Raw genomic sequence first — 16484 nt, forward strand, 5'->3', positions numbered from 1 at the left:
ATTAATAAAAAAAGTTCAGGGAGTTTCCTGAACTTTTTTGTTTTTATAAAGAGAAATTTTCATTCATCCATTTAAGTTTATTAAAGCTTTTGAGAAATTTCGTTTTGATGGAAATCAACTTTTCCTGTGCTTCAATCATTTTATTTTCCCTTGAATTGATCAGGAAAAGGGAACTTTCACCATTCGTATATTTTGTTTCCTCGGCAGTAAGAAGTTTTTGATAATTCACAAGATTATTTTGTGAAAGGGCTACCTGGGTATGGTAATTTAAAAGTTCGTTTTTATAGGTTTCAATTTTCGTGGTAAGCTCTCTTTTCTTGAATTCGGTATCAAGCTTATTCTGTTCTATTTTGATTCTGGCCATTTGATAACTGGCTTTGGCTTCCCTTTGAAATACGGGGATTTCAAGTTTTAATCCATATTGAAAATTATTGTCAAAAAGAGGAAGATAATCGGTCTGATAATTCTCTTTGTTGAAAAAATTATAAGTGAAATCAAGCTTAGGAAGAAAACTTTGCCATTTCAGCTTCCGCTCACTTTCTAAAATATGATGTTTCTGAGTATAATACTGTACAGACCAGTGGTTGGTGGTTTCTTTTGTTTTGACTTCCTGTAGAAGAAATTCAAAATCTGAGTAGGCAGTATGATCTGAAAGATGATCTGAAGGATAAATAAGTTGTGAGATATCATAAATTTCACGATTCTCTTTCCAAAGAAATAACTGCAACTGCTGGGTATTTTTGATAAAGTTTAAATAAGCTTCTTTCTGCTGAAGTTCAAAACTTTGTAGCTGGGAAGCTGCTTCAACGGTATCGATAGCTGCCCTTTCTCCATATTCAAAAGTCTGTTGGGTGAGCTGCAAACGTTTTTTACTGATCTCAACCGCTTTGTTTTGCAGCTGGTAAACTTCGAAACTTTGTACCCATTCCCAATAGGTGTTTTCTGCTTCAAGAAGAAGTTCATTGGTGAGTACAGTTTGCTCAGCTTCTGTCATCTTTAAAGCAAATTTCGCCTGATCCAGGGCTGCTCTTCGTTTATCATACAAAAGATTTTTAGCTAAAGGAACTGTAATCCCCATGCTGTAAAGACCTCCTTTGGTTTCACTGGAATTGAGTTTTTCACCATCCAGATATTGATATCCTGCTGTAAGATCAATCCCGTACCAGGTAGGAATACCAAGTTCAATATTTTTCTGCCTGTAATATTGTACACCGTCAATGTTCTTTTCGCCCAATTTTCCTCCTAAAATAGGGTCGAAATTTCCTCTGGCTCTAGTAATCTCAGATTGAGCAATTTTGTTTTGCAACTGATACTTCAATGCCATTGGATGATAATTTTTTACCACCGCCAGAAATTCATTCGCTGAAATCATGAGAGAGTCCTGTGCTTTACTATATTGGAAAAAAAGAAAGATCAATATAAAAAGAAGTTTACTTTGTTTTCTCATACTTAACCGTTTGATCATTTTTTACTTCATAATAATCCGGAGGAAAACCGTTGATATTTCTCCACAGCTCATACCAGATAGGAACATCATTAAGAATGGCAATTCCCTGTACACCTCCTCCCATTTTAATTTTTGGAGGCCATCTTTTTTCCTTTTTATCTTCAATAATCAGGGCTTTAAAAAGTCCGTTTGCGCTGATATTGCTTTCCACGGCAACCACCTTGCCAGCAAATGTTCCGTAGCTGGAATTGGGCCATCCCGAAAATACAATGGCAGGAAATCCATCAAAAATGCACATCACACGCTGTCCTTCTTTCACAAGCGGGAGATCCACAGGTTTTATATAAATCTCAACTGCATAATCTACTGCTGTGGGAACAATCGTCCCAATATTTTCACCGTCTTTTAAAACTTCACCAATTCCTGTTTTGTTAAGCTGTACAATCTGACCGTCCTGTGAAGCAATAATGAAATATAAGCCCTGTCTTGCTTTGTAATTGGCCACTTGATTTTCCAGCTTGGCAATTTCACCTTCGCTGCCTTCAATCTGCCCCATGTTTTGAAAGCGGTCTCCTTCTATTTTACTGAGTTTCTCTGTGTAATCCTGAATCACAGAATTTTGCTCAATACCTATATTGATAATTTCCTGACGGGTTTGAGCCACTTTATTTTCTGATGCTGTTTTTTTGGCAACAGCATTTTGATAAGAAATACTTCTCTGCTGAAACTGGGTAAGAGAAACCAAACCTTCCTCATACATTTTTTTCTGCCGCGCAAACTGGTCTTCTGAAAGCTTAAGTTCATTAGTGGCAGCAGTGAGTTCTGCTTCTTCACCGGTAAGTTTATTATTAAGCTGGCTTATTTTTATTTTGAGTTGATTCAGTTTTAAATTTCTGGCTGAATGTAAGGCTTCAAGCTGGGTTTTCACTGTTCCTACTTTTGCTTCATAGAAATTTCTTACTCCCTTTTTAGCATTTACCTGTTCCTGTGTTCTCTGTACCAAAAGCGGATCTAAATAATCATCTTTTATTTCGGAAAGCTGCAACAAAGTATCTCCTTTCTTTACATAATCTCCGTTTTTAACGTACCATTTGATGATTTTCCCCGGAATAGGAGAGTGGAGCTGTTGTGGACGCTGCTCCTGATAAAGAGAGGTTACATTTCCTTTCACTTTAATATTCTGTGTCCAGGGAAGAAATAAGGTAATGATACCTCCTATGAAGATAAACAGGAACCATCTTTTTACCCTTGATTTTTTGTGAATATGATAGATATTGTCAAACGACTGTAGTTTCATTTTACTGATTGTTTTGAAGTGTTTTTAATGTTCCTCCTTCCAGATGAAAATGCTGATCGGCATATTGTAGCAGTTCTGTATCCTGTGAAACAATAATAATAGTTGTGTTTTCCTTGATTTTCCGAAGATATTTTATCATTTTGTCCTGATATTCTTCACGGATTCCTGCAAAAGGATTTTCCAGAATGATAAGTTTTTTGTCACCGAGAAGAGCACGAAGCAACAGTATTTTTTTCTTTGAACTGAATGTGATTTCAGGATCAGTTTCACTTACCTCTGTAAAGAAACCGCTACTGAACATACTTGAAATATTTTCTATACCCATATTTTCAGAAAGCTCAAGGATGTCTTCTGTATGGCTCTTGCTGCTTTCCAATAGGATGTTTTCTTTAACTGTTCCCTGAATGATCTTCATATTTTCCAGATAAAGTCCAACATGATTTCTCCAGTGTTTTTTCTCTATATTTTTTAAGGGAATTTTGTCAATCAGAATTGTTCCTGAGCTGGGCTCGAAGAATCCTGTGATCATATTGAGCAGAAGGGTTTTTCCTGCTCCCAGTTTTCCTGTTAGAATATTCAGACTGTTTTCTTTAATTTTGAAATTAAGGTCGGAAAGGATGGGAGCATTATCATTAAATGAAAAGCTTACATTTTTAAATTCAATTTCTGTCCCTTTTTCTTTCTGAGATAAAGTGATTTCTCCGTTGGGCTCCTCTTTAAGTTCAGTGATCTTAGAGAGTTTGGCAAAAGACGCAATCAGATCATAATAACTTTCAAGGCTTACAATAAGTTTTTCTACTGCAGACATGATGCTTAGAACAACAATTTCTGTAGCAATGAAAGCTCCGATATTCAGTTTTTGATTGATCAGAAGATAGGTTCCAATGGCCAGCATTGCTAAAGTAATGATGACTTTAAAAGCAATAATTGTTTTATACTGAAAAACGAGTACTTTAAAATGAGATGTTCTGTGTTTAAGATATTCTATCACTCTTTCATCGGTTCCTTTTAAATGAGGATCATCTTCAGAATGCATTTTAAATGTTTTTACCGAACCTGCAATATCTTCTATCCAGGCTGCTGTATCGTATTTTTTATTGCTCTCTTCAATGCTGGATTTGATTCCGCTTTCCATGGTATATCTGAAAATAATTACCACGGAGAGAATAACCAGACCTCCAAATGCTAAAAACCAAGGGTGATAAAAAGAGAGCAAAAGAATCCCAAAAACAATCTGTATTAAAGCAGTAGGAATTTCCAGTAATATTTTTGAAATTCCTTTCTGAAGATTCTGAATATCAAAAAACCGGTTGACAAGTTCCGGAAGGTAGTATTTCCTTGTGTAGGAAAGATCTGCTTTGGGGATTTTGTCTGCTATGGCAATTGAAAATTCTACAAATATTTTCTGCTGTATCTTTTCAATAATCTGGATCACTTTTAATCTGAAATATCCGGCAAGCCAGGTTCCGATTACAACAAAAAATATGAGGATATAAATGGAAGTTGTCATGGTGGCTCCCATCACAAAGCTTACAATAGACTGTATTCCTAAAGGTACACTCAGCAGTACTAAACCATTCAGAATGGCATAGAAATAAATATTGGTAACATCTTTTTTTTCTTTTGTAATGTAGCGTATGAGCCTTTTTCCTTGTTCATTAGCTGGTATTTCCATTTTCTTCTTTAGTAAAAGGTTAACTGTTTTTTTTGAGTTGTGAATTTTCCTTTGAATATCATCTGTTGTCTCTGGAAATAACTTTTGTTTCCCAGGGAATTGATGAGGATTTGGTGATCACTTTTTTTCTGAAATAAGGACTTTTACCTGGATTGAATTTCATCTGAAAATTCATGAAATAGATATCTTTTATTTCCGGGCTTCAAAGATAATAGATGGGATTTGTTAATATTCTTATCTACATTAGAATGACATTAAAATGTCATTAGAATATGATCGTGAGATTTAGTTTTTTTATGATCATTATCATATTATTCATAGATTCACCACCTTGAATCTGATAAGATCGCAGATAAACTTACAGAATGCGTTAAAAGTTCTATAATTTTCTTTTTAACCTTATTCATTTTTAGTAAATTTGTCAACCTTTAAATATTAAAATAAAATAATAAAAATAATATGAATCTTCACGAGTATCAATCAAAAGAGATTTTATCAAAGTATGGAGTAGCTATCCAACGTGGTTTCGTTGCAAACAACGTAGATGAAGCTGTAGCAGCTGCTGAAAAATTGACTGCTGAAACCGGAGCACAGGCTTGGGTTGTAAAAGCACAGATTCACGCAGGTGGTCGTGGTAAAGGTGGGGGTGTTAAGTTTTCTCCAAACATGGATAAGCTTAAAGAGAACGCTCAGAATATCATCGGAATGCAGTTGGTAACTCCACAAACTTCTGCTGAAGGTAAAAAAGTACACTCTGTTTTGATTGCAGAAGATGTTTATTATCCTGGAGAATCTGAAACTAAAGAATTTTATGTTTCTATTCTTTTAGATAGAGCTGAAGGTAAAAATACAATCGTATATTCTACTGAAGGTGGTATGGATATTGAGCACGTTGCTGAAGTAACTCCTCATTTGATCCACAACGAATTAATTGATCCGGCTATTGGTCTTCAAGGATTCCAGGCTAGAAAAATTGCTTTCAACTTAGGTCTTGAAGGAAATGCATTCAAAGAATTTGTGAAATTTATTTCATCTCTTTACAATGCTTACACAGGAATTGATGCTTCTCTTTTCGAAATCAACCCTGTATTAAAAACTTCTGATAACAAGATTATCGCTGTAGATGCTAAAGTAACTTTAGATGACAACTCATTGTTCCGTCACAAAGACTTAGCTGAGCTTAGAGATACAAGAGAAGAAGATCCAATGGATGTTGAAGCGGGTGAAGCTGGTCTTAACTTCGTAAAATTAGATGGTAACGTTGCTTGTATGGTAAACGGAGCTGGTCTTGCAATGGCAACTATGGATATCATCAAATTATCAGGTGGTAACCCTGCTAACTTCCTTGACGTAGGTGGTACTGCAGATGCTCAGAGAGTACAGACTGCTTTCGGAATCATCTTAAGAGATCCAAACGTAAAAGCTATTTTGATCAACATCTTCGGAGGTATCGTAAGATGTGACAGAGTTGCTCAGGGTGTTGTAGATGCTTACAAAGCTATGGGTAGCCTTCCGGTTCCATTGATCGTAAGATTACAGGGAACTAACGCTGTAGAAGCTAAAAAATTAATTGACGAGTCTGGTCTTCCGGTACACTCTGCAATTACTTTAGAGGAAGCTGCAAACAAAGTAAAAGAAGTTTTAGCATAATCTAAAATTTTCAGATAAATAAGAAAACCGTTTCATTGTTGAAACGGTTTTTTTTGTTGCCTATCTATTTTTATATGCTTCATTTTTTTAAAAAAGCAACAATAAAAATCGGATATATGATCACTTTATGAGACGAAATTCATGTTTTTTCATAAGTTTTTTTCAATTCCAATTTCAATAAAAATCAATTGTTTATGTAAAAAAGAAGATTTAAAAAGTAATTTAAATTATATAATAAATAGGGTTTGTGAAATAAATGTTTATTATTCTTTATCAAAGAATTTATTTATGAATGTTGTAAGTTATGGATGATTTTATGAGGTACAAAAGATGAGTTATTTTGTAAGGATTTAATTTCTTTTGGAAACATAAAAATTGTTTAACACAAATAATGAAAAATCTATGAAAAACAAAACATTTATTTTTTTCAGTATGTTGACGGCAGCATTAACTTTTGGGCAACAAAACTATTGGAAAAAAACGGAAAGGGAGAAAGAAAAAGAGCTTGCTCCCAGAAATGTAATGCCGAAAACCTTTTCCTTGTATAATCTTGATCTTGATAAGATTAAGGAAGAACTGAAAAGAGCTCCCGAACGCTTTTCTGAAGATCATAGTCTGGTTCTGAAATTTCCGGATGATGATGGAGAGTTTCATGACTATATTGTACAGGAAGCGTCAGTAATGGAATCTGAACTGCAGGAAAGATTCTCCGACATCCGTTCTTACACCGGTTGGGAAGAAGGTCATCCGGAAAATACCATCAGGTTCAGTATCAGTCCGGAAACAGGAATCAGTGTAATGTATTTCAAAGGATGGGATATCAGTTATCTGGATGCCTTTACCAAAGATAATACTTCTTTTATTTATTATAAAAGAGAAGATCTTCCGGAAAATCCTACGCCTTTCAGATGCGGTATACAGGAAGATGCCGATCAGCTATTGGGTAATGATCAGAGATTAGATAATTTTGTTTCCGGCAAACCGATGGTTTCAGATGGATTATTCAGAACGTATAAACTGGCATTGGCGGCTACGGGAGAGTATACCAGGTATCACGGCGGAACAATACATGGGGCAATGGCTGCAATGGCCACCACGATGACAAGAGTAAACGGAGTATATGAAAAAACGATAGCCATTACCATGGTCATGGTTGCTAATAACCATCTTCTTATCTACAAAAATCCGGTAACTGATCCCTATACTAATGGCGATGAGACTAAAATGCTTATTGAGAATGTAAAAAATATCAATAATGTGATAGGGTTTGCACATTATAATATAGGTCATGTTTTTGGAGTTAACAGCGGTGGTATTGCAGGGCTGCGGGTCATATGTTCTAAATCGAAAGCAGAAGGAGTTACAGGTTCCAGTGCACCCATTAATGATCCTTTTGATATAGATTATGTTGCTCATGAAATGGGACATCAGTTTGGGGCCAATCATACCTTCAGGGCTAATACCTTGGCTTGTAATGGAAATGTAAATAACAGAACAGCGTATGAACCGGGGAGCGGGAGTACCATTATGGGGTATGCAGGGATATGTGGAGGTAATAATATCCAGCCACATAGTGATGCTTATTTCCATGCGGCCAGTGTAAAAGAAATGTACTATTCTATATCAAGGGATACTGATTGTTCTGCTAAAAGGCGAATGGTTAACAGGGTTCCTACTGCTAATGCAGGTCCGGATTATTCTATTCCTAAAGGAACAGCATTTGTACTTACAGGGCAGGGAACAGATCCTGATAATGATCCGCTTACCTACTTATGGGAGCAATATGACAGTAGAAATAATATACAGCCACCACTTCCTTCCAATGTTGCAGGACCTGTATACCGTTCGAGATTACCAAAAACGGAGAAAATGAGATATTTTCCTCATTTGTCAGCCATATTGTCTAATAATTTGACACCGAGATGGGAAGTTACTCCTCATGTGGCAAGAACATTGAATTTCTCCCTGCTTGTTAATGATAACAGAGCAACTGGAAATCAAACTGCCCGTGATGCCATGGTAGTTACGGTAACGAATGCAGGACCGTTTAAAGTAATTTCACATACTGGAAAATCATATGCTTCAGGTATCAATACTATAAAGTGGGATGTTGCAGGTACCAATACCGGAGCAGTAAATACAAAGTATGTCACTATTCTTCTTTCCAAAGATGGAGGCTATCACTTTGATACGGTTCTTGCTTCCAGTGTCCCTAACAATGGTTCTGCTGCGGTTAACTTTCCCAACGAAAATATAAGCAATGCAAGAATTATGGTAAAGGCGGTTGGAAATATATATTTCGCTGTGAATTCAACTAATTTTTCCATAGCGAAAAAAGCTTCGCTGGTTAAAAAAGAAATAAAGACTAATCGTTTTGCTGTTTATCCTAACCCTTCTCATGATGAAGTGAATATCAGGCTTGATGATGAAGCTAATGATGCTCAGTATTACCTCATGGACAGTTCAGGAAGGATTGTAAAAAAAGGAAATCTGAAAGGTTCTGTAAGAATTCAGGTGTATGATCTTCCTGCCGGAAACTATTTGATACATGTCAATGTACAGAATGGAAATAAATATGTAGAGAAGCTTATTATTAATAAATAAAATAAAAACCACTTTCTGGTGGCTGTGGTCGGAAGAATTATTCTTCCGACTTTTTTATTTGTCCATATTTTCCGTTGTGCAGTTTTTTATAATATCCGCGTAATTTGCAAAATCAGCGTGAGATTGAATAAAAACCATACAGTATATATTTTATTGGAGATAAAATAAAGATAGAGGGAGAGAAATTGCATTTTGAATTCCAAACCTATAAGGTTTAAACATCTTCAATCAATCATCATAAAAAAGACCACTTCAATACTTGAAATGGTCTTTTTATTTTTATAAATAATTTTACTTATCCTGATGGCTTTCCGGCAAGTTAGCCTCTCCACTTGTAATACTAATACTTGTAGGCGTTACCAACTGAATTTTATCCGTATCAAAGCGTTCTTTAATACCTAAATAAGCCTTGCTTCTTACCTGTGCAAGATTAGCCCCGACCTTTATCCAGAATTTTACCTGCAGATTGAATGCGCCTTGTTTTAAATCTGTAAAAATCACTTCTACAGTATCCAGCTTATCTACATTGTCAAGATTTTTAATTACATCAAGAATTCCTTTTTGTGCTTTGCTAATATCTTCATCGGCTGGAATTTCAAAATTCAAAATAATTCTACGCTGTGGCGAAGCGGTAATATTGTAAAATGGAGCATTGAATACTACTTGATTGGGTATATAAGCTTTTTTCCCATCATCCGTAAGAATTTTCGTAGTTAAAAAACCAATTTCCTGTACCGTTCCTGAGTGGGCTCCGATGGTAATATAATCTCCAACCTTAAATGCTTTATCGATTCCAATCAACATTCCGGAAAAAATACTTGAAACAAGGTCTTTCAAGGCAACCCCTGCAATAACCCCTGCAACTCCTAAACTTCCGATAAATTTCCAAAGAAAGTTACTGAAACCCATTATTTCAAGAGAAATAAATGTACCCATCAGCATGATCAGAAATCTGAATATACTGATCAGGGTGACTAATGAACTCTCTTTTTGACTTTTCGGGAAAAATTTGTGAAATAATTTTACAGCCCCTTTGCTTAAATATTTACTGCTGATAAGAAAGAATGTAAATACTAAAATTCCGACAATCAGCTTTGGGGTAAGCGCGGCAAAGGTTACATACCAACTTTCCAATACCTTATAAACAACATCTAGATACCTTAATCCGGTTTTCTCCATGGATAAAATTTTAGTTAAATATATAAATTTTCATCAAAAAATTTGCCAGTTCCAAAAAGTCTACTAAATTTGTAGACTATAAAGAAGAAACATTATGTCAATCAAGCTAGGAGATACAGCACCCAACTTTCAGGCAGAGTCATCGGTAGGTGATATCAATTTTTATAATTATCTGGGAGATTCCTGGGGAATTTTGTTTTCGCATCCGGCAGATTATACGCCGGTATGCACTACAGAATTGGGGTATACAGCAAAACTGCAGTCTGAGTTTGATGCCAGAGATACCAAAGTGATTGCTCTGAGTGTAGATGGAGTAGAGGATCATCAAAACTGGGTGAAAGATATCAATGAAACTCAGAATACCACTGTGAAGTTTCCCATTATTGCTGATAAAGACAGAAAAGTTTCTGAGCTGTATGATTTTATTCATCCTAATGCTTCGGCTACAGCTACAGTACGTTCTCTTCTGATTATTGATCCTTCCAAAAAAGTAAGACTGATTATTACCTATCCGGCCTCTACGGGAAGGAATTTTGACGAGATCCTTAGAGTGCTGGATTCTTTACAGTTGGTAGATAATTATCGTGTTGCAACTCCTGTGAATTGGGAAACCGGAGAAGATGTTATTGTACCTCCAACCATTTCTACAGAAGATGCACGAAAAATATTCCCAAAAGGTGTAACGGAAATAAAACCGTATTTGAGATACACCCCACAACCTAATACATGATTTATTTGATTTTTTATAGTTTAGTTTTAATTTGTACGAAAAGCGCCCCGGAAATTTATTTCCGGGGCGCTTTCATTTTTTATAAGTATTTCAGTGATTACTTAACGTCGTTGATGATTTGTTTACCTTTTGAAGTTGGTAAATAAATACTGAATCCTACGTTGAAAGTTAAGGTAGAAGTTAATCCTTCGCTACCAAATCCTGCAACACCATTATATTTTACTAAACCTTCAACACCAATGTTTGGAGTAATGAAGTATGAATAACCAGGTCCTGCTCCAAAGTCTAAACCAGTTGTAGAGTTAGATCCTTCAGTAGAAGTACCTCCAACACCTACATTACCTTCGAAGAACCATCTTCCGTGGTGTAGTAAGTTGTCAACACCTTTTTCTCCTGGAGAAACATAGTATCTACCTAGTGCACCCACTTTATATACAAAATTGGTAGGTGATCCATTTGTTACTTTATTGAATCCTAGATCTACATATCCCCCAACTGCTACATTATCTTGAATAAAATAAGCTGCTTTTGGCTGTAGTGAAATATTATATCCTCCACCTGTATTTAAGCCAAAATTACTTGCAACGATGCTACTTCCTACCATCCAATTACCTTTCTGAATCTGAGCGTTGGCAGTTGCTGTTAAGCCTGCTACGGCTAATATTCCTGTTAAAATAAGTTTTTTCATAATTTATTATTTTAATAATTAAATGTTTATTATTCACGAATTATAGAAAAAACAATAAATGTGCCAGACTCTTAATTTTACGTAATTTATCTAAATAAACGTTAAGATTGCCAGTAAGATATAATTTACTTTTTTAACAGATTATCTGAGGATATCATAATGATAAAGAAAATAAAACAGGCGTTTTGGAATGAAAATGATAAAAACAGAGGTCATGTTATTAATGTTCCAAATTGCTGTTTTTTCTTTTGATTGGCCTTCGTATTATATTAAATAAACAAAAGAATTACGGAAATGATCAATCCGGCAATCGTAAACTTGATTCCGCGTTTGAATGCTTTTGTCTTAGGATTAAACATCCAGAAACTTGATATTACAAAAAAGAACAGGGAAACTCCAAAGAATACGCTTAGAGGAGATATGGCATCTTTAGATTGTGATTTGTGAAGAGAAACCATTTTATCCAATACGAAAGGAAGTTCCTTTTTAGTGTATTTGGCTTTTCCGGTTGCGCTGTCATAAGTTCCTTGTTTAAAATAAAGAATGCTACCTTCAGTTTTTTCCACTTCCAGACCTTTCATCTTCAGTTCTTTTTTCAGTTCTTTCTCTGAAAGATTAGCTGCAATGTTTTTTTCATATTTCTTTTCGCTTTTCAGAAAATCAGTGTCTCTGTACACCAGAAGAATTCCACTTAACGAATATACCGCCATAATTCCGGCAAGGAAATATCCCAGATAACGGTGGGTAATTCTCATGAAACTTCTTGTGTCTTTAATCTTATCCATATCTTATTGTTTTGTTTTTGTTTAAAATTTCAAAAGTGGAAACTGCAAAAATGCAATTTCCACTTTTAATGAAAGAATTATTATATAAAAAATTCTAGAGTCTGTATGTCAATGTGAAATAGTAATTTCTAGGAGTAATAGGATTCACTGAATAATTCTCATGAACATTGTAGTTTTCGACATTAAACAGGTTCCCCACTTTTCCTTGGATAGAGAATTTTTTCCACTCATATCCTACAGATACCATTACGGTAGTGTAATCTTTTAAAGCAAATGATCTGCTGATTCCGTTTCTTGCACCCAGGCCTGTAGAACCATTTTTTGTATCATTCCATCCGGCTAATCTGTCACCGATGAAATATGCACCTGCACCTACTTTAAGTCCTTTTGCATAACGCGTGAATTTATAAAATACAGAGGCGTTTGCTGTTGTAGCTGGCGTTCTTACTAATCTTTGTTTCTCAACATATCCAAAACCGTCTGGTGTATCAAGATATACAGAGTTGTTATAAGAGAATCCACCGATAATTGATAAATTTTCTGTTGGGTTTCCTGTAATATCCAACTCAACACCACGGCTTCTCATTTTTCCTGCGAATTCTTTATAGAATGAATCTGAATTCGCCTGCCCATTTGCTAATTGAGGTGCGGTTTGATAATAATTATTGTAAACAATTTGATAAGCTGTCAGGTTTACAGCTAAAGCATTATTCCAGAAATTCTTTTTTACTCCTGCTTCATATTGATCAATAGTAGTAGGCTTTAATGCTTGTTCATAAATATCTTTTCCTGTATTTTGAGCAAAAGAGTTGGTATAGGTTGCAAATACGGAAAGGTTATCGTTTGGCATATATACTAAACCTGCTTTTGGTGAAAATGCTCTGTCAGATATTGCTGTATTTTTTTGATCAACATCTCCAAGATCATTTGAAAATGTATTTTTAGTATTAGTCATTGTTTCCAAATAAGACCATCTTAAACCAGCAATTACTTTAAGTTGCTTGGTAAGGCTTATGAAATCCTGAATATATATACCAAATCTTTGTGTAGGGATTCTTGTTCTATCTTTTAAGGATGCGTCAGGCATTTTTCCACTAGCCCAAGTTGATGAATCATCTAAATAAAGGTTATTATTAATGGTAGCTGTATTACCATTAGTCCCATAAACTGTTGGATTGGTGTAAGTATAGTTATTTTGAACACCATAGTCCCCGTCAGTACCAATTAAAACCTTATGATTGATTTTTCCAGTATTGAACTCTCCATTAATATTAACTTGTAATGAAGTGTAATTTTGTTCGTTAAATGTTTTATTTAAAGGTCTTTGCCAGAAAAGACGGTTTGTATTCTTTTCATATCCCCATTGTACTCTTTCAGTAGAGTAGTAGTCTTTAGTATAGTTCTGATAAGAAGCTACAGCATTTAATGACCACTTATCAGTAAACTGGTGATTAAAAGTTACATTGGTAGAAACTTGTTCTACATTTTGATATTGCCAGTCCGCACCTAAGAAAGCATTTTTAGGGAGAAGATCATTGATTTTATAACTTCCGTCAGGATTAGTGATAGATCCAAGACCGAAATCAGGAGTAAAATTATTCTTCAGATAATCTGCCTCAACGATCAATTGCGATTTTGGGCTTAAATTGAAAAGGAATGAAGGATTGAAGTAATATTTCTCTGATTCTACAACATCTCTGAAACTTTCTGCATATTCGTAAGCTCCATTTACTCTGAAAGCAATATTTTTTGATAGAGGGCCATAAATATCAACAGTTGGTTTGTAAGAATTCCAGCTTCCGCCATTGAGTCCTACACTTCCACCAAAATTGAATTTAGGCTTCTTTGTAATCATGTTGATGATACCACCTGCTGCAGCATTACCAAATAACATTGCATTTGCTCCCTTTAAAACTTCAACTCTTTCAAGTCCGCTTACTTCAGGAAAAACTCCACTGTTTACTCTTGTTCCGTTTTTGAAGATATTATCATTTCCTAAAATGAAACCACGTCCACCAAAGCTATCCTGAGAATTTCCTCTTGATGAAGTAACGTACATTCCGTTTACATTCTGAAGAACATCACTCAGCTGCTTCGCTTGTTGCTGCTCAATGATTTCGTGAGTAACAATAGCAATAGGTTGTGGGTTTTCCATTACCGTCAGATTTGACTTTGTCGATAATGGTCTTGCCTGGTTAGGATTTCCCGTTTTGTGAAGATTAATATCCTCAATGGTCTGAGTTCTGATGGTGTCTGCTTCCGCATTTTTCATCTGTGAACTTGCTGAAACAGCGATGAATAGAAGACCTAAAGAAAGTAATTGTCTTTTCATTTTATTTTTATGTAGAACAGTTTTAAATAAGGCGCAAATGTAAGTATTTGTTTAGAATAGATAAAAATAATTTTATGATTTAAATCATATTTAATGAGTTAATGAGATGGATTATTTCTATACTTTTTGAAAGCAAAGAATCAGTATAATAGTTTTTTGGATAGCTAAGAAATAGTAAGATAGATTATATCTTAAGAAAGGAAAAGCATATCTTTGAATTTTATGTAGATAGCGAGGTAATTTTTTCTATAGATCCAAAGATTATTGTTAACTATGGTTGAGATGTTTTAAGCGGTCTTAAATATTGTAGATAATGCAGAAACATTAAATGATGATATAAAAATTTTGTTATGTAACAAAATTTTATAAATTTGTTATATCAATTTGTTGTCTCAACAAAACAACAAATTAATTAAAAAAACCTCCTAAAGTAGGAGGCTTTTACTAGAACAGATCTTATTGCTTCTTCTTTATTAAAGGTTTGATCTCCTTGAAAAGTTGAATAAGAACTACTATAAGTTCCAGAAACGAATTAATATTTTCCATTTTGGAATTTCAAAATAAACTCGAGTTAGCGCTCGAGTTTATTTGTATCTCAAAGTTAATAAAACGTTTGTGATTTTTTTTAAAAAGTTTTCAACATTTATCAAATTTTCCTTTAAATAAAGGGTTTTTGGGATGGTATTTTAAAAATTCCTATTTTGGCGTATTTTATCAGTTAAACATTTTTTATTAATGTACTGAAACTTAGTTTTTTACGTTTAAACACCCTTGTTGTAAAATAGGATAAAATGGGTATTTGTACGCATTTTCAGGTAAATACTAAGAAAAAAATAGAATTTTCTGTCTTTATTACTGTACTAATTAATATGTATTTGAAAGAGAAACGGTCGAAAATGTAGAATTTCAACTTTGACTTTGTCACAAGCTTTTGATAATATTGAAGAGTTTTTATGATATTTGTTAAAAATTATAATATGCAATTGGTAAAAGCAGGGCTTTGCGCCTTTGGAATGAGTGGGAAAGTATTCCATGCTCCCTTCTTAAAAGAACATCCGGGATTTTTTATGTCTGCTGTGGTGGAAAGAAGCAAGGAAGAATCGAAGGAAAAGTATCCGGAAGCAACTATCTACCGTTCTGTGGAAGAAATGCTTCAGCATGCTGATGTAGAATTGGTGATTATCAATACTCCGGTTCAGACCCATTATGAGTATGCTAAAAAAGCACTGGAAGCAGGAAAAAACATTGTTGTGGAAAAACCCTTTACAGTAAATGTTTCTGAAGCAGAAGAGCTGGTACAATTGGCAGAAGAAAAAGGATTGTTTTTAAGTGTATATCAAAACAGAAGATTTGATCGTGATTTTCTACAGGTTCAAAAGATTCTGGATGATAAGAAAATAGGCAATATTAAAGAAACTGAAATCCGCTTTGACAGATTCCGTATAACCGCTAGCGGAAAGCAGCATAAAGAAAGTCCTGACCAGGTGGGATCAGGATCACTTCACGATCTGGGAGCCCATCTTGTAGATCAGGCTGTACAGTATTTTGGATATCCTGAAAAACTGTTTGCAGATGTTTTTTCTATGAAAGGAACTGAGTTCGCTAACGATTATTTTGAAATTCTATTATTCTATAAAGATAATCTGAGAGTGAGGCTGAAATCGTCTGTTTTCAGTAAAGAAGGTCACTATGCTTACACAATTCATGGAGACCGAGGAACTTTCTTGCAGGAAAGAACCGATAATCAGGAAAATGAACTGGTAGCAGGCGCTATTCCTGAATATGGTAAAGAATGGACACAGCCTCTAAAAGAACCGGACGGAATTTTAAACTTCCTGAATGACGATTCCGAAACAGAAAGAGTTTTTACCTCCAGTGAAGCCGGAAACTACATGAATTATTACCAGCAGATCTATGAACACATCGTTTTTGGATATGCTTTACCCTCTCCCGGAAAAGAAGTTATTCAGAATATGAAAATCATAGACGCTTCTCTTGAAAGTGCAAAAGAAGAAAGAATAATAGAATTATAAATGATAAGTTATGAATTATGAATGAATTCAAGATTCAAAGTTTAAGGTTTAAAGTTCAAGGTTG

General features: G+C 34.8%; 11 protein-coding genes. 4 read left to right on the plus strand and 7 right to left on the minus strand.

Annotated elements, in window-relative coordinates:
* Nucleotides 1–43: 43 nt before the first annotated feature.
* The 3 genes from ACMA47_RS24035 to ACMA47_RS24045 are packed head-to-tail and all read right to left on the minus strand — an operon-like array spanning nucleotide 44 to nucleotide 4419.
* Complete coding sequence (locus tag ACMA47_RS24035; RefSeq protein ID WP_413931826.1) at nucleotides 44–1447, minus strand: TolC family protein; 1404 nt, start codon at nucleotides 1445–1447, stop codon at nucleotides 44–46.
* Complete coding sequence (locus tag ACMA47_RS24040; RefSeq protein ID WP_413931827.1) at nucleotides 1431–2744, minus strand: HlyD family secretion protein; 1314 nt, start codon at nucleotides 2742–2744, stop codon at nucleotides 1431–1433. Before ACMA47_RS24040 ends, ACMA47_RS24035 begins: the two co-directional genes overlap by 17 nt.
* A gap of 1 nt (nucleotide 2745) precedes the next feature.
* On the minus strand, nucleotides 2746–4419 hold the full coding sequence (locus ACMA47_RS24045) for a peptidase domain-containing ABC transporter (RefSeq protein ID WP_413931828.1): 1674 nt from the start codon (nucleotides 4417–4419) through the stop codon (nucleotides 2746–2748).
* Nucleotides 4420–4878: 459 nt separating this feature from the next.
* Between ACMA47_RS24045 and sucC the strand changes: the two genes are divergently transcribed.
* Together sucC and ACMA47_RS24055 are read left to right on the plus strand one after the other, a co-directional pair.
* Entirely contained in the window at nucleotides 4879–6069 is a 1191-nt protein-coding gene (gene sucC, locus ACMA47_RS24050; protein WP_045500844.1) for an ADP-forming succinate--CoA ligase subunit beta, read from the plus strand.
* A 402-nt stretch (nucleotides 6070–6471) separates the two neighbouring features.
* On the plus strand, nucleotides 6472–8673 hold the full coding sequence (locus tag ACMA47_RS24055) for a reprolysin-like metallopeptidase (protein WP_413931829.1): 2202 nt from the start codon (nucleotides 6472–6474) through the stop codon (nucleotides 8671–8673).
* 291 nt (nucleotides 8674–8964) lie between these two features.
* Here ACMA47_RS24055 and ACMA47_RS24060 read toward each other — a convergent pair whose 3' ends face one another.
* A complete protein-coding gene (locus ACMA47_RS24060) occupies nucleotides 8965–9852 on the minus strand; it encodes a mechanosensitive ion channel family protein (protein WP_413931830.1) in 888 nt (295 codons plus the stop codon).
* Nucleotides 9853–9946: 94 nt separating this feature from the next.
* On the opposite strand from ACMA47_RS24060, the gene ACMA47_RS24065 reads away from it, so the two are divergent.
* Nucleotides 9947–10582, plus strand: a complete 636-nt coding sequence (locus ACMA47_RS24065; RefSeq protein ID WP_413931831.1) for a peroxiredoxin — start codon at nucleotides 9947–9949, stop codon at nucleotides 10580–10582.
* 97 nt (nucleotides 10583–10679) lie between these two features.
* Here ACMA47_RS24065 and ACMA47_RS24070 read toward each other — a convergent pair whose 3' ends face one another.
* From ACMA47_RS24070 to ACMA47_RS24080, 3 genes are all read right to left on the minus strand, one after another.
* Nucleotides 10680–11270 carry a hypothetical protein gene (locus ACMA47_RS24070; RefSeq protein ID WP_034694879.1) on the minus strand — a complete coding sequence of 197 codons (591 nt, stop codon included), beginning with the start codon at nucleotides 11268–11270 and terminating at the stop codon, nucleotides 10680–10682.
* Between the two features lie 269 nt (nucleotides 11271–11539).
* Complete coding sequence (locus tag ACMA47_RS24075; protein WP_413931832.1) at nucleotides 11540–12055, minus strand: hypothetical protein; 516 nt, start codon at nucleotides 12053–12055, stop codon at nucleotides 11540–11542.
* A gap of 94 nt (nucleotides 12056–12149) precedes the next feature.
* A complete protein-coding gene (locus ACMA47_RS24080) occupies nucleotides 12150–14387 on the minus strand; it encodes a TonB-dependent siderophore receptor (RefSeq protein ID WP_413931833.1) in 2238 nt (745 codons plus the stop codon).
* Between the two features lie 977 nt (nucleotides 14388–15364).
* On the opposite strand from ACMA47_RS24080, the gene ACMA47_RS24085 reads away from it, so the two are divergent.
* Nucleotides 15365–16420 (plus strand): Gfo/Idh/MocA family oxidoreductase, encoded by a 1056-nt coding sequence (locus tag ACMA47_RS24085; RefSeq protein ID WP_413931834.1) that lies wholly within the window; start codon nucleotides 15365–15367, stop codon nucleotides 16418–16420.
* The last annotated feature ends 64 nt before the right edge of the window (nucleotides 16421–16484 follow it).

This window comes from Chryseobacterium sp. T20 (genome assembly GCF_047345655.1).
Classification (GTDB): domain Bacteria; phylum Bacteroidota; class Bacteroidia; order Flavobacteriales; family Weeksellaceae; genus Chryseobacterium.